This is a genomic window from Oceanobacillus sp. FSL W8-0428, assembly GCF_038004405.1.
Taxonomy (GTDB): domain Bacteria; phylum Bacillota; class Bacilli; order Bacillales; family Amphibacillaceae; genus Oceanobacillus; species Oceanobacillus sojae.
Map to the genome: position 1 here is coordinate 2,865,146 of NZ_JBBORB010000001.1, position 13,129 is coordinate 2,878,274.

At 36.8% G+C, this 13,129-nt stretch carries 18 protein-coding genes; 11 read left to right on the forward strand and 7 right to left on the reverse strand.

Annotated elements, in window-relative coordinates; all coding sequences use genetic code 11:
* Positions 1-121: 121 nt before the first annotated feature.
* The 7 genes from MKY30_RS13595 to MKY30_RS13625 all read left to right on the forward strand — a co-directional run bounded on the left by MKY30_RS13595 (position 122) and on the right by MKY30_RS13625 (position 6,573).
* Positions 122-748 (forward strand): TetR family transcriptional regulator, encoded by a 627-nt coding sequence (locus tag MKY30_RS13595; RefSeq protein WP_339285286.1) that lies wholly within the window; start codon positions 122-124, stop codon positions 746-748.
* 4 nt (positions 749-752) lie between these two features.
* Positions 753-1,298 (forward strand): GNAT family N-acetyltransferase, encoded by a 546-nt coding sequence (locus MKY30_RS13600; RefSeq protein WP_339285287.1) that lies wholly within the window; start codon positions 753-755, stop codon positions 1,296-1,298.
* Positions 1,299-1,914: 616 nt separating this feature from the next.
* On the forward strand, positions 1,915-3,093 hold the full coding sequence (gene pgsB / locus MKY30_RS13605) for a poly-gamma-glutamate synthase PgsB (protein ID WP_156987380.1): 1,179 nt from the start codon (positions 1,915-1,917) through the stop codon (positions 3,091-3,093).
* 1 nt (position 3,094) lies between these two features.
* The gene (pgsC, locus tag MKY30_RS13610; protein WP_147209876.1) at positions 3,095-3,544 is read left to right on the forward strand and encodes a poly-gamma-glutamate biosynthesis protein PgsC; all 450 of its coding nucleotides are present in this window, start codon (positions 3,095-3,097) and stop codon (positions 3,542-3,544) included.
* An 11-nt stretch (positions 3,545-3,555) separates the two neighbouring features.
* A complete protein-coding gene (locus tag MKY30_RS13615) occupies positions 3,556-4,719 on the forward strand; it encodes a CapA family protein (RefSeq protein ID WP_147209875.1) in 1,164 nt (387 codons plus the stop codon).
* Complete coding sequence (locus MKY30_RS13620) at positions 4,709-6,358, forward strand: gamma-glutamyltransferase family protein (protein ID WP_246145089.1); 1,650 nt, start codon at positions 4,709-4,711, stop codon at positions 6,356-6,358. The genes MKY30_RS13615 and MKY30_RS13620 overlap by 11 nt, the downstream gene beginning before the upstream one ends.
* Before the next feature lie 26 nt (positions 6,359-6,384).
* A complete protein-coding gene (locus tag MKY30_RS13625; protein ID WP_147209874.1) occupies positions 6,385-6,573 on the forward strand; it encodes a hypothetical protein in 189 nt (62 codons plus the stop codon).
* Between the two features lie 322 nt (positions 6,574-6,895).
* On the opposite strand, the gene MKY30_RS13630 is transcribed toward MKY30_RS13625, so the two are convergent.
* Positions 6,896-7,447 (reverse strand): spore coat protein, encoded by a 552-nt coding sequence (locus tag MKY30_RS13630; protein WP_341084285.1) that lies wholly within the window; start codon positions 7,445-7,447, stop codon positions 6,896-6,898.
* A 114-nt stretch (positions 7,448-7,561) separates the two neighbouring features.
* Entirely contained in the window at positions 7,562-7,996 is a 435-nt protein-coding gene (locus tag MKY30_RS13635) for a DUF2512 family protein (protein ID WP_341084287.1), read from the reverse strand.
* 371 nt (positions 7,997-8,367) lie between these two features.
* Between MKY30_RS13635 and MKY30_RS13640 the strand changes: the two genes are divergently transcribed.
* Positions 8,368-9,000 (forward strand): LysE family translocator, encoded by a 633-nt coding sequence (locus MKY30_RS13640; protein ID WP_147209871.1) that lies wholly within the window; start codon positions 8,368-8,370, stop codon positions 8,998-9,000.
* 104 nt (positions 9,001-9,104) lie between these two features.
* On the opposite strand, the gene MKY30_RS13645 is transcribed toward MKY30_RS13640, so the two are convergent.
* Genes MKY30_RS13645 through MKY30_RS13660 form a run of 5 tightly spaced genes read right to left on the reverse strand, consistent with a single transcriptional unit; the run spans position 9,105 to position 10,652 of the window.
* Complete coding sequence (locus MKY30_RS13645) at positions 9,105-9,563, reverse strand: hypothetical protein (protein ID WP_341084288.1); 459 nt, start codon at positions 9,561-9,563, stop codon at positions 9,105-9,107.
* 7 nt (positions 9,564-9,570) lie between these two features.
* Positions 9,571-9,765: a class I SAM-dependent methyltransferase gene (locus MKY30_RS24160; protein ID WP_198048709.1), complete on the reverse strand. Its 195-nt coding sequence runs from the start codon at positions 9,763-9,765 to the stop codon at positions 9,571-9,573.
* A 26-nt stretch (positions 9,766-9,791) separates the two neighbouring features.
* Entirely contained in the window at positions 9,792-9,935 is a 144-nt protein-coding gene (locus MKY30_RS13650) for a hypothetical protein (RefSeq protein ID WP_198048708.1), read from the reverse strand.
* Between the two features lie 38 nt (positions 9,936-9,973).
* Positions 9,974-10,441 carry a hypothetical protein gene (locus tag MKY30_RS13655; RefSeq protein ID WP_156987378.1) on the reverse strand — a complete coding sequence of 156 codons (468 nt, stop codon included), beginning with the start codon at positions 10,439-10,441 and terminating at the stop codon, positions 9,974-9,976.
* Positions 10,442-10,448: 7 nt separating this feature from the next.
* Positions 10,449-10,652 carry a helix-turn-helix transcriptional regulator gene (locus MKY30_RS13660; RefSeq protein ID WP_147209869.1) on the reverse strand — a complete coding sequence of 68 codons (204 nt, stop codon included), beginning with the start codon at positions 10,650-10,652 and terminating at the stop codon, positions 10,449-10,451.
* 419 nt (positions 10,653-11,071) lie between these two features.
* On the opposite strand from MKY30_RS13660, the gene MKY30_RS13665 reads away from it, so the two are divergent.
* From MKY30_RS13665 to MKY30_RS13675, 3 genes are all read left to right on the forward strand, one after another.
* The gene (locus tag MKY30_RS13665; RefSeq protein ID WP_147209868.1) at positions 11,072-11,740 is read left to right on the forward strand and encodes a DsbA family protein; all 669 of its coding nucleotides are present in this window, start codon (positions 11,072-11,074) and stop codon (positions 11,738-11,740) included.
* Between the two features lies 1 nt (position 11,741).
* Positions 11,742-12,164, forward strand: a complete 423-nt coding sequence (locus MKY30_RS13670; RefSeq protein WP_371863286.1) for a disulfide oxidoreductase — start codon at positions 11,742-11,744, stop codon at positions 12,162-12,164.
* Between the two features lie 131 nt (positions 12,165-12,295).
* Positions 12,296-13,123, forward strand: coding sequence for an AraC family ligand binding domain-containing protein (locus MKY30_RS13675; protein ID WP_147209867.1), 828 nt, complete (start codon positions 12,296-12,298; stop codon positions 13,121-13,123).
* The last annotated feature ends 6 nt before the right edge of the window (positions 13,124-13,129 follow it).

Consider the following 13,129-nt stretch of genomic DNA (forward strand, 5'->3'; position numbering starts at 1 on the left):
CTAATTATTTCTATTTCTGCATTATAATAAGATAAAAATAAAGCTTGAAAACTATACATAGTTGTCGTTATAATAAAAAAGACAATCATGTATAGTTTTTTATTTTAATTGAGGTGATTCTATGCCAAAGGTAAGTGAAGCCTATAAAAAAGAAAAAAAGAAGAAGTTGATTCAGGCAGCGAAAACAGTGTTTATCCGGAAGGGCTATGTGCAAACATCCATGCAGGATATTATGAACGAAGCAGGCATATCAAGAGGAGCAATGTACAGTTATTTTGATAATATTGATCATTTGTTTATGGAGGTTTTAAAAGAAGACGACTATGACGATATGCAGTTTTTTGAAGCCTCGGATGATGAGCTGCTCTGGCCGCAGTTGAAGCAATGGTTTGAAATGCAGCAGGAGGCTATTGAAAATACTCATCAGTCATTAGTTCAGGCTAAAGCAGAATTCTTTTTGTCCTCCAATTATGTAAAGCATGCAGAAGATTTCCCATATATTTCACAGCGTTATAATGAAATGACAAGATTGATAGAAGAGGTGCTGAACTGGGGAGTGTACAAAAAAGAATTTCAACTGCAGCAGCCTGCTGATACGATTGCCAGATATATTATTTCTTTTATAAATGGGCTGATGCTGGACACTTTTCAGCTTGGGAATGAGCAAACGAAAGTAAAAGAGCAATTATCCATCCTGCTTTTTTCTTTAGAAAATATTGTTTGCCCTCATGCGGCAGATAAGGAGTGATTGTATGTTGTTTGAATCTAGAAGAGTGAAGTTAAGGAAGATAACAAAAGACGATACAGAACTTTATCACAAATGGAGAAATGATGTAGAGGTAATGCACTCAACCAGCCCCTCTTTAGATGTCTATCCCAAGAAAGCGACAGAAGAATTTGTAGAATATGCTATTTTGGGATCGGATACTTCAAAAGGGTATATTTTGGTAGATAAGAAAAGTGAAACATCTATCGGTATTGTTTCTTTAATTAATATGGATTATAAAAACCGAAATGCAGAATGTATTATTGATATTGGTGAGAAAGAATACTGGGGAAAAGGATATGGAAAGGAAGGGCTGTTACTGCTGCTGGATTACGCTTTTTATGAACTGAACCTGCATAGAGTTTCCTTACGGGTATTTTCATTTAATGAGCGGGCGATTCATTTATATAAAAAAATAGGCTTTGAATTGGAAGGGAAAAGCAGACAGACGCTATTTCGGGATGGTAAGTGGCATGACATTATTCATATGGGGATTTTACAGGAAGAGTATTTTGTGAAAAAAGAAGCATAATAGAATCTTAGATAAAAAACAGGAGCAGGAAATTTTTATTTCTGCTCCTGTTTTTTATGTTTGTTTTCATTGCATTTATGTTTCAGGCTATTTGTTCTGTTGGTTAGTAAATTTTTTCAATTTAAAAGTTAAGTTTGGGAATAGGTATTTTTGGGAAGTAGGGTATTATGAGCGCATATTGGATTCAATGAAGCAATAATAAAGTAATATAAAGATTTCGGAAAAAACCAAAGCTCATAGTTACTTAATCAACAGTCATAAATTGGCTAATAAATCTTACAAATTTGCTTCAATGAAATGAAATCCATTGTTTGAATATTTTTTCAAGTTAGAATGAAAACCTCAAGCAAGCATTCAATTCATATGAATTCCTTAGTGTAAACAATATGCACGTGCTAAGTGTATTTATTCTGCAACATTATTACATTAGAGAGTCAGTTTATTCTCAGATATTACAAATAGAATAAAAAAAGGGATTTTTATAGTAAAGTATATATTTTTTGTTAAAATATCTTAGGTATTGTCAATATGTGTCTAAATACTTCAACGGATGAATTTTAAGAGTAAAAATCTGTGTTTTTATTGATTTGATGAATGGTAAAGGAAGGATATAGTTATGTTATTAATTCCAATTGTGCTCGTGATTGCACTGGTTATCGGTATTATGGAATGGAATTCCCATAAAAAGCATGTGAATGCTCTGCCAATTCGGGTCAACGTGAATGGAATCCGCGGGAAATCAACCGTCACGCGATTAATTACAGGTATTATCAAAGAGGCAGGCTATAAAACCATCGGTAAAACAACTGGTACTTCAGCAAGGATGATTTATTGGAATACATCAGAGGAAGAGCCTATCCAGCGACGTCCCGAGGGACCGAATATCGGTGAACAGAAAATGGTTGTAAGGAAAGCGGCAATGCTGGGAGCTGATGCTTTAGTCAGCGAGTGTATGGCAGTTAACCCGGATTATCAAATTGTATTTCAAGAAAAACTGCTTCAGGCGAACATTGGTGTGATTGTTAATGTGCTGGAAGACCATATGGATGTGATGGGACCTACACTGGATGAAGTTGCTGAGGCTTTTACAGCTACGATTCCGCATAATGGCCATTTAATTATTTCACAAGGCCCCTATGTAGATTATTTTAAAAAAGAAGCAGCAAAAAGAAATACGAAGGTGATTGTTGCTGATAATAGTAAAATCCCCGAAGTATATTTACGCAAATTTGATTATATGATCTTTCCGGAAAATGCTTCGCTGGCATTAGCAGTTGCTGAAGCATTGGATATTGATGAAGAAACGGCATTTCGAGGAATGCTTAAGGCACAGCCAGATCCAGGTGCAATGCGGATTAAGCATTTGAAGCAGGGAAGCAAATCAGCATATTTTGTCAATGGATTTGCGGCTAACGATCCATCCTCAACAATCAATATTTGGAAAAATGTAGTGTCTCAAGGCTATTCTGCAAAATCTCCAATTGTTGTAATGAACTGCCGGGAAGATCGCGTGGATCGGACTATCCAATTTGCAGATGATGTTTTACCACATATACCGATGGATAAGCTCGTGTTGATTGGGGAAAAGGCAGAACCAATTAAGAATGCGGTGAGGTCAGGAAGACTCAAAGTCAATCAAATTATTGATCTTCAGGGAAAGTCAACTGACGAAATCTATGGAACATTAATAGAGATAGCATCTAATAATATCATCTATGGGATTGGAAATGTTCATGGTGCGGCAGAACCTTTAGTTGAAAAACTGCAAGCACACACAGAAATAGGAGGATCATAGAATGTTTGGTTCAGATTTATATATTGCACTCGTGCTAGGAGTGATTCTAAGCTTACTTTTTTCAGAGAAAACAGGCATTGTACCAGCTGGACTGGTTGTGCCGGGATATTTAGCACTGGTTTTTGACCAGCCTATATTTATCGCCGTTATTTTTGGGATTAGTCTTCTAACCTATGTCATTGTTACATATGGGTTGTCGCGCATTATGCTGCTTTACGGACGAAGAAAATTTGCAGCAATGCTGTCGGTAGGAATTGTGTTGAAGCTCCTCCTGGATTACGCTTATCCAATGCTTCCATTTGAAATATTGGAATTTAGAGGAATTGGGGTTATTGTGCCCGGCCTGATTGCGAATACGATCCAAAAGCAAGGGGCCATTATTACAATCGGAAGTTCGCTTCTATTAGGCGCACTTACTTTTGTTATTTTAAGCGTCTATTACATCATATAGGAAGGGTTAATATGTCTAAAAAATTAACATACCAAGAAAAAATATTGCGAATGGGGAAACAACAAAAAAAATCTGCTGGTAAACATGTGGCCATCGGTTTAGCTGCCATTGTTATCTTCATTATCGGACATCAAATCTTCTTTTCACCAGATGTAGCAGAAGTGGAAGAAAAGGGTGATTCAGAGTTCACCGCTACTTTCGTTGGTGACATCATGTTTGGCCGCCATGTAGAAGATGTGACAGAAAAACATGGACTAACATATCCTTTTGAGAAAGTAAAACCTTTCTTTGACAACGCCGACTATGTGTCAGGTAATTTTGAAAATCCAATTTTACTTCAAGATGAAGATAATTATGAACAAATAGATAAGCGGATTCATCTACATACGGGTGAGGAGGCAGCCAATGCTTTAAAAGAGCTGAATTTTACAATGCTCAATTTAGCTAATAATCACATGATGGATTATGGGGCAGAGGGACTGAATGACACGATTTCAGCACTGGATAATATAGGTTTAAACTATGTTGGTGCAGGAGAGAACCTGGAAGAAGCAACTGCCATAGATTATCAGGAAGTAAATGGCTTAACGATTGCAACACTTGGATATACAGATGCTCTTGTTGAGGGCTTCTCAGCTCTCGGTTATCGTCCAGGGGTTGCCCGTGCGTTACCGGATAATATTTTTCCGATGATTGAGGAAGCGAATCAAAATGCTGATCTTGTTTTTGTAAATATGCATTGGGGTGTTGAATATGACAATCAGCCGCACCCGAGACAAACAGAGCTAGCAAGGGCGATGATTGATGTTGGCGCAGACGCTATTATTGGGCATCACTCCCATGTACTGCAAGAAGTAGAAAAATATAAGGATGGCGTTATATTTTACGGACTTGGCAACTTTGTTTTTGACCAGGGATGGTCCCGGACTAAGGATAGTGCCATTGTCCAATATGATCTGTTAAGTGACGGGACAGGCAGGTTTGAAATTACTCCGTTACGTATAAACGGAGCACAGCCTTACGTAACAGAAAACAAATACAATCAAATGAAAATTCATTTGCAATTAATGAGAAACCAGCCGGAAGAGAATTTTAAAAAAGAAGATGGAAAGTTGATCTTGGAAGTAGATCATTCTGATGTTTTAGAGGAAAGGGGTTCTGATAGTGAGCAATAAAAAGCTTATTACGATATTAACGATTGTTGTCGTTGCAGGACTGGTATTTGTTTATGCACAGCAAGGGATGTTTGAGGAGGAAGTGACAAATACCGATTATGGTGTCGAGCAATCCGAAATGATGAATACATCGGAAGGCTATGGTGTCAGTGCTTCCCATCCATTGGCAGTAGAAGCTGGGATGAAGGTGCTGGAGGCAGGCGGTAACGCTGCAGATGCAGCCGTAGTGGTTGCCTACGTACTTGGTACTGTAGAGCCTTATGGTTCAGGCATCGGCGGAGGGGGAGAGATGTTGATTTATCCCTATGATGCGGATGAACCGGCTGTCTATGAGTACCGTGAAACTGCACCAGAGTCGGGGGCGAGGCCGGAAACCTTTGCTATTCCCGGTTTAGTAAGAGGAATGGAAGAGCTTAATAATGATTTTGGTTCGATGGACATGCAAGACTTGATCCAGCCGGCTATCGATTACGCAGAGGAAGGATTTGAAGTAGATAATCATTTGGTAGATCGACTTGGTAAAGGATCTTACCGGATGGATGTCGCAGAATTAGATGAATTTTTCCCGAATGGTGAAATACTGGAAGTGAATGATACATTAGTACAGCCTGAATTAGCAGAAACATTACGTTTAATCCAGGAAAACGGAGCAGATGCTTTTTATGATGGGCCTATTGCGGATCAAATATTAGAAAAGGAAAATACATTGCAAGCAGAGGATTTAAGCGGTTATACGGCAACAACAGCTGAGGCGGCTCACGGCAGCTTTGCCGGCTATGATGTTTATTCTGCACCGCCGCCATTAGCAGGAGTTACACTAATTCAGTCTCTGCAAATGGCTGAACAATTAAATGTTGCTTCGACTGAGGATAACCAAAGGGACTATATTCATCTGATCGGAGAAATTTCCAAACGATCTTATGATGATCGTATCCAGAATGTGGGAGATACGTCATTTACAGATACATTACCGACCGATGAACTGACTTCCGCTGATTATACACAACAAATGGCAGATACCATTTCACTTGATGAATTATCCGAGGATTATGAAGTAAATGATTCGATATCAGACGAGGAAGATCACGATAATACGACACACTTTGTCATTATCGATCAAGATGGTACAATGGTATCAGCGACACATACCTTAGGAAATTTCTTTGGCTCCGGTGATAATGTAGGCGGGTTTTTTATGAATAACCAAATGGAGAATTTTAGTACAAATGATGATTCGTTGAATAGCATTGAGCCGGGAAAAACACCAAGAAGCTTCACAAGCCCGACTATTTTGACGAATGGTGAAAAAACTATCGGTATTGGCTCACCAGGTGGGAAAAGAATCCCAATGGTAATGACACAGGTGCTCGTTAAATATTTGATGTTTAATGAACCATTTGATGAAGCAGTTGAGGATAATAGATTTTATATTGAAGGTAATGATATTTTCACAGAAACAGAGTTGGATAGAGATGTTCAATCAGAATTGAGAGCACGTGGATATGAAATCTACAATCAAACGGATATTGACTTTTATGGAGGTATACAATCACTTGTTATCGACGAGGGGTCCAACAGTATATATGGTGCTGCAGATTCCCGGAGAAACGGTGTTTGGCAAGCCGATACAAATAATTAATCTTAAAAGAACAGGAGGAAGGTAAAGTGAAGAAAGTATTATCAGGCGTTACGCCAATTTTACTGCTTGTTCTCGCATTAACATTTATGACCAATTATAAACAATTGGATGATCTATCGGATTCAGAACGATATCAAATCCGAAGCTACGTGGAAGCAGCTGAAAATGATGCGACAGCAGATTCAGAATCTGTCAGTGCCCAGGAAGAGGAATAGTTTGAAAATAGTGTTACGGACACGAATATGAAGAGGATAGATACGGTTTCCAATGAAAATCCAGAATTGAAAAGTGTAGGGAAAGGGTCTCTTTTCGTGATAACAGCAAGGAGTACGAACATGCAGTCAATACAGAATTTTGGAAGGTAAAATGGTAGGAAAAGAGGCTTATGCTAAACCTATATATCTTATTTTTTCTTCATTATTTTAACCGTAGAAAAAAGCATGCCGAGAAAATACCTTCCTTATTTTTAAAGCTGAGCAGGAGCAGAAAATATTTATTTTCTGCTCCTGCTTTTCCTTAGTTTTAAATTTGAGACGGCTACTCTACTGGCTGATAGATAGATGCTACAGTCTGTATTGCTTGATCTGGTGCAGCCATTAATGGGTAATACCCTTTTTTAGTCATATACTGCCAAATGTCATAAGCGTGATGATTACTATTCAAAAAAGCATTTTCCAAAAATGTTCTTAAATCAGGGTTAGCACACTCTACGGAAGCATTACCGTAGTTTTTGGCAGAACTTTTTTGATTTATTAGATAAGCTGTAGCAATTTCACGGTCAGTATGCTGCTGTACTTCTGTTCGGGGTGTTGCAGGTGGAAATTCAGAAACCGGCGCTTGTGTATAAGATTCCAGTACTGGATTTATTTTAGCTGGTTGAAATTTTGTGATATCAGGTGTTGTTTGACTTTGAACAAATTCCACTTTTAAATTGTAATCCTGAACATGTAATGGGAAATGCTTTTGTAATAATCCCTTCAGTTCAGGATCTTGAGCCTGATTTATAAAGCTGGCCATACAGGATATTGTATTATAGCATCCTGCAATCAGCTCGCTTAACTCATGTAATTCATGTGAAGCTAATTTCATGGTAACTACTCCTTTAATCGTATTTTTCTTATGGTTTGCAGAGAGAGTTAATTTATACACTTTATGCATGTGCAGAAAAATCTTAAGTGAAAAATGAATCAATACTATCCTTCTTTATTTGTTCTTATCTTTTTTATCATGAAATTCTTCTCCAGCTTCTGTCTGCAGATTTTCATGATGAAGATGGTTTTGTGGTTTATCTACATTATCAAAAACAAAATTACGTAAATATCTATGATAAAAAAGTTCGCCTATTGTAATCAGGAAGGCGGCAATTAATGCAGCAGCATCAACAGAAAGCAAGCTATCATATAAAAATGAGCCTATCCCCCAGATAATAATATAAGCAAGTGCAAAATCGCCTACTGCAGCAGCTACGTTCCCTATTCGGGGCAGTATCAGCATATCTCCTGCAAAGCCAACTGCAGTTAGTATCAAACTGGTAATAACTAAGTTACTGAAAGAAATATTAAAAATCATACCTAATGTTATACCTAATATTACTGTCGTCATAACTAATTTAAATAGAAATGCTAAAATGTATCTCATTAAATCATCATCCTTATATTTTTTACTTACAGCTGTATTTTGCACTCTGAAAGTGGAATTTATTCGTTACTGCTTATTTGACAATATCACCTGAGCTTCAGTAGAGGGGCGTATCCATTTAAATGAGCGATGTATCGATAGATAATTGAAGAAACCGGTTATTTACGAAAAAAACGAAAATAGCGGAAGAGATTCCATGGATAGTTGTGTTAAGCAGTGAAAAATTAATTGAATAGGTATACGCTTTTTTCAGTTTATAGTAAGATAAAAACTCCTCCATTTCATTTTTCATTTATTGCATAATTTGAAGTGAGGCCTTCTGAACTCTTAATGACAGAAAATATTTATTTTTTGAAGGGAGCTTACAAGTAATGGTGCTATTTTTTACATATGTGATGGCAGGACTTGCCATTGCAATGCCTGTAGGAGCTATTACAGTAGAAATGACAAAACAGGGATTGAAAAATGGCTTTATGCATGGCTGGGCTGTAGGGCTTGGAGGGATGACAATTGACCTTGTTTTAATTGCTGCACTTTATTTGGGGTTAGCATCTATTTTACAGCTGCCTTTTATTCAAATCCCGATGTGGCTGATCGGCGCAGTATTCTTATTCCTGATTGGCTATGAATCAATAAAAAATGCGGATAACGATATCACACTGGCTGGAGAAAAGTCTGATAAATCCATACGCTCCTCTTATCGTAATGGGTTTCTTGTCGCCATTTCGCCAGGAAATATTATGTTTTGGCTGAGCGTTTTTGGAGCTGTGTTAAGTAATACATATAACCCATCTGAACCATCCAATTTTTTACTTATTGCTGCGGGTATTTTAACTGGGATTTTATTTCATGATATCGGATTATTAGTAATTGTGGCTACAACAAGGAAAGTAATGAACCGAGCCATGATTAAGGGGTTTTCTATTATTGCAGGCGTTGTTTTAATTGGTTTTTCCGGATATTTTATTTATGAATTTTATGTGGTAATAATGGATATCATGTAAGCCGGAACATTTTAAATACTTGAAAGGAAAAGAGATCAAAGCACTGGTTATTCCTGTACTTTGATCTCTTCTTTGGAGAATCCGGGTATATGAAAAAAACAGGCTTACTTCTCTAAAAGAATTGCAATTGCAGGGCTATCTGCTGTATATGAAGCTCCCGTAACGTCACCAAATACTTCTATCATTTTAAATCCGGCATCTTCAACTTCTTTTTTCAAACGTTCAACAGTAAAATAACAGTTCCAAATATTATAGTTTGTGACAGCTTGTTTTTCAATAACAAGTGTTTGTTCCAAAGTGACATGATCTGGATATTTTTTCAATCTTTCAATAGCTAAATGTTCGTTTGCGCTCCAAAATCCGCCGCCTGGATAGTTGTCCCAAGTATTACGTTCTTCAAAGGCTTCATACTTTTTCATAGAAAAAACATCCAGTAATAATTTCCCTCTCATAACAAGAGCCTGATAAATATTTTTTAAGATTTGCTGCCGGTTTCCAGCAGACAAAGCTCTGTAATCACAATAAATAAATGCAGCAAAATCAAAAGAATTTTTCATATTCATTTCTAAATTAATTTTGATACAAATAGGAAATATTTAATCCATGCTGATCAACTGACTGCCTAGCATAGTTAATAGAACGCCTGGAAAAGTCAATACCGGATACTTGATAGCCTGCCCTGCATAATCTTTCCCCATATAGTCCCGGCAAGCAGCCTATATCCAGCAATCTGGGATAATCTTTAGAAGGGATGATGTACTCCATCCAACGTACAGACTTATCAATAAACCTTACTTACGGCTAGCTCCTTCAAAATCAGGATTTAAATGTGCATCCAGCATATATTTTGAAATATGTTCATCATTCCAAGAATTATTGTCGCTCGGCTGATAGAGAGGAGGAAATTCTAACTTTAGGAAAATATCGTTGTGCATTGTTTTCTCTCCTTTTTCGTTTTCATAAGAAGGCAAGCTCAACCCTTTGAATCAAGTGCTATCCACGTAATCAGATAAGTAAGAAAGCTTATAATAAGACTGCCTCCTAAAATGCCGATGACTGTGGTTTGAAAAATTTTGATATCGGTAAAGAGCAGACTCAATCCAAAGCATAGAAACAGGAGAACAATCCATAAAGGAATCAGCATTTTAAAGGTAAACAGACTTGCTTTTATCGAAATCAGCTCTTCCCGCTCATCCTGTGTGCTGAATTCTCCTTTTTTTGTACTATAGCCCTCGTTATTCTTTTTCTTCCCATATAAAAATCGGGCAATACCAAAAATGATAAGCCATCCGATAAGCAGAAACCAAAAAATACCGAATTCAAAAGAAAAGGAGAAGGGCTCTTCTGTAACGGTAGCGGTCAAAACTGTTTGGATCATTCCTAAGGTAGTAAGCAGTATCATAATGATATTTCCAGTCTGTTCAAATATTATTTTCTTCATCAAAAGGTCACTCCTTCCCTAAATAAAAAATAGCATTAATATCTATTTCCAGTACTTCCGCAATTTGCAATGCCAATAACAACGATGGTGTATAATTTCCCTTTTCCAGGGATACAATTGTTTTTCTGGATACACCAACCTTATTTGCTAATACTTCCTGCGTCATTTTTTTCTTCTTTCTAAATATCTGCACACGATTGATAACATTCATGATATCTCTCATTTCTTCATTAAATGTGAAGTTAACTACTCATTTAATAGTATCAAAATAAAAATGTGTAGTCAACTTCACATTTTTCTATATAAAACTAGGTAACTGACTTTACTTGATTTATATCCTTGCATTCAGATTGATAAAATGAAAAGAAGGTGATTGTTTATCAAAGAAAGCAGTAATAGGCGATTCTTTTAATATCAGTATTTTATTAGTAAATACCATATAATAGACAAAACCCATATGTTTTGATATTGTCATAAAAGCGACAATCAAATATATGTTTTAAATGAAAAAATAATGTATATTAGAACTGTATTTGATTTTTTATTATGGAGTTACTTTTCGTAAACTTCAACTGAGCAAAAATGTATTTTTATGTTATATTTTACATAGAGATAAGGAGAGGTGTTTATATGAAAAAATCGCCATTAAAAATAATTGTGGCTATTACTTTAATTGTTGTCGCACTGGTTGTTTTACTAGTTGTGCTGGTGAATCGGGACTCAGAATCCTTTGGAAGGGAGTTTGATGAAGCCCCATCAACAGAAGGACAACCTGTATATGGTGACCCGGAAGCTCCTGTAACTGTCGTGGAATTTGGAGATTATAAATGCCCTGGCTGTAAAGCATGGGATGAAGGTATTTTTCCGCAATTAGAACAGGACTATATAGATGAAGGGAAAGTTAACATCGCATTTGTCAACGTCTTATTCCATGGAGAAGAATCGCGATTAGCTTCATTAGCCGCAGAAACAGTCTATGAGCAAAATCCTGAATCATATTGGGACTTCCATCATGCGCTTTTTGCTGATCAACCAGAAAATCAGCAGGCAGTATGGGTGACAACAGATAAGATAGAGGAAATTGCAGAAGGTGTAGAAGGAATTGATACAGAGACATTAATGGAAGAAGTTGAAAATAACACATTTATGGATGAGCTTATAAAAGATGATGATCTGAGAAATGCTTTTGAAGTCGAATCCACTCCAACGATTATGGTTAATAATGTCATGATAAACGATGATGATACATTTGATTACGAGGTTATCAAACAAGCTATCGATGAAGCGTTAGGTGAATAAAATGAATAAACTGGATATGAGACAGCTTTATATGTATTTTGCCTGGGTCGTTTCTCTGGTTGCAACTTTGGGGAGTCTTTATTTTAGTGAAATAAAAGGTTTTATACCATGTGAATTATGCTGGTATCAACGGATTGCCATGTATCCGTTGGCTTTCATTCTTGGAGTAGCAACGTTTAAACAGGAATTTACAATTAAGAAATATGTACTTCCAATTGCAATGATCGGCTGGTGTATTTCACTATATCATTATCTTGAACAAAAAGTACCGGGATTTGCACCATTAAAACCATGTGTGGGCGGTGTACCGTGTAATACAGAATATATTAATTGGTTAGGCTTTATTACGATTCCGTTTTTAGCTTTCACTGCTTTTACGCTGATCATTATCTTTATGTTATTGATGAAATCAAATAAAAAATAAGAAAAAGCCGCCGATATTTTATCGGCGGCTTTCGCTTTGTCTGAGAAAAGAGCAATATTATACAAGAAAAAATAAATAATACTTGATATTTTAGGAACAGGATAAAGAAGTATGGGAAGGGAGGTTTAAGCATGTTAAATGAAACCCGAACAATTTATTTAGACCCTGATTTAGATTTGGAAGCATATCGGTTTAAAGGAATTACGCAAAAGTTTCCCGCGCATTTTCATGATTATTATGTGTTTGGTTTTATCGAGGAGGGAGAGCGTGAGTTGATCTGTCAGGGAGAAGAATATGTTATTCACCCCGGCGATGTACTTATTTTCAATCCTTATGATACGCACAGCTGTGAGCAGGTAGACGGTGGAACACTGGATTACCGCTGTATTAATGTAAAAGCTGATGTAATAAAAAAAGCAATGTTTGAGATAAAAGGTGAGGAGATTCTTCCACGTTTTAAAGAAAATGTTTTGTATAAGAGTGAAGTGGCATCTACTTTAAAAGACCTTCATCTGAAAATATTGGAGGAAGAGGAAGCTTTCAAAAAAGAAGAACTGTTTCTTTATTTAATGGAGGAGCTTATTGAGATAAACTCAGACTTGGCTATCCCGAAAGCAGCCCTGGAATCTTCTCACAAAGTTCAAACAATCAGCAGCTTCCTGGAGGAGCATTATACCAAAAAAATTTCCTTGAAAGAGTTAAGTGATCTGATTGGATGGAGTAAGTATCATCTGCTCCGGTCCTTTACCAAGCAGAAGGGGATTTCACCATACAGCTATTTGGAAACAATTCGGGTGAATCATGCAAAAAAACTTCTGGAACAAGGAGTAAAACCGGCTGAAGCAGCTTTTTTAACAGGATTCAGTGATCAGAGCCATTTAACCAAATTTTTTAAGAGCATGATTGGATTAACACCGAAGCAGTATATGAAGATTTTTGAAAGTAAGGGAGAGGGGTAACAAGCT

Excerpts from the sequence above, each read along its gene's own strand:
- MKY30_RS13615 (WP_147209875.1), top strand. The coding sequence starts at position 3,556 with ATGTCTAAAAAATTAACATACCAAGAAAAAATATTGCGAATGGGGAAA.
- MKY30_RS13665 (WP_147209868.1), top strand. The coding sequence starts at position 11,072 with ATGAAAAAATCGCCATTAAAAATAATTGTGGCTATTACTTTAATTGTT.
- MKY30_RS13630 (WP_341084285.1), bottom strand. The coding sequence starts at position 7,447 with ATGAAATTAGCTTCACATGAATTACATGAGTTAAGCGAGCTGATTGCA.
- MKY30_RS13650 (WP_198048708.1), bottom strand. The coding sequence starts at position 9,935 with ATGCACAACGATATTTTCCTAAAGTTAGAATTTCCTCCTCTCTATCAG.
- MKY30_RS13675 (WP_147209867.1), top strand. The coding sequence starts at position 12,296 with ATGTTAAATGAAACCCGAACAATTTATTTAGACCCTGATTTAGATTTG.
- MKY30_RS13595 (WP_339285286.1), top strand. The coding sequence starts at position 122 with ATGCCAAAGGTAAGTGAAGCCTATAAAAAAGAAAAAAAGAAGAAGTTG.
- pgsB (WP_156987380.1), top strand. The coding sequence starts at position 1,915 with ATGTTATTAATTCCAATTGTGCTCGTGATTGCACTGGTTATCGGTATT.
- MKY30_RS13660 (WP_147209869.1), bottom strand. The coding sequence starts at position 10,652 with ATGAATGTTATCAATCGTGTGCAGATATTTAGAAAGAAGAAAAAAATG.
- MKY30_RS13645 (WP_341084288.1), bottom strand. The coding sequence starts at position 9,563 with ATGAATATGAAAAATTCTTTTGATTTTGCTGCATTTATTTATTGTGAT.
- pgsC (WP_147209876.1), top strand. The coding sequence starts at position 3,095 with ATGTTTGGTTCAGATTTATATATTGCACTCGTGCTAGGAGTGATTCTA.
- MKY30_RS13655 (WP_156987378.1), bottom strand. The coding sequence starts at position 10,441 with ATGAAGAAAATAATATTTGAACAGACTGGAAATATCATTATGATACTG.
- MKY30_RS13635 (WP_341084287.1), bottom strand. The coding sequence starts at position 7,996 with ATGAGATACATTTTAGCATTTCTATTTAAATTAGTTATGACGACAGTA.
- MKY30_RS24160 (WP_198048709.1), bottom strand. The coding sequence starts at position 9,765 with ATGGAGTACATCATCCCTTCTAAAGATTATCCCAGATTGCTGGATATA.
- MKY30_RS13640 (WP_147209871.1), top strand. The coding sequence starts at position 8,368 with ATGGTGCTATTTTTTACATATGTGATGGCAGGACTTGCCATTGCAATG.
- MKY30_RS13600 (WP_339285287.1), top strand. The coding sequence starts at position 753 with ATGTTGTTTGAATCTAGAAGAGTGAAGTTAAGGAAGATAACAAAAGAC.
- MKY30_RS13670 (WP_371863286.1), top strand. The coding sequence starts at position 11,742 with ATGAATAAACTGGATATGAGACAGCTTTATATGTATTTTGCCTGGGTC.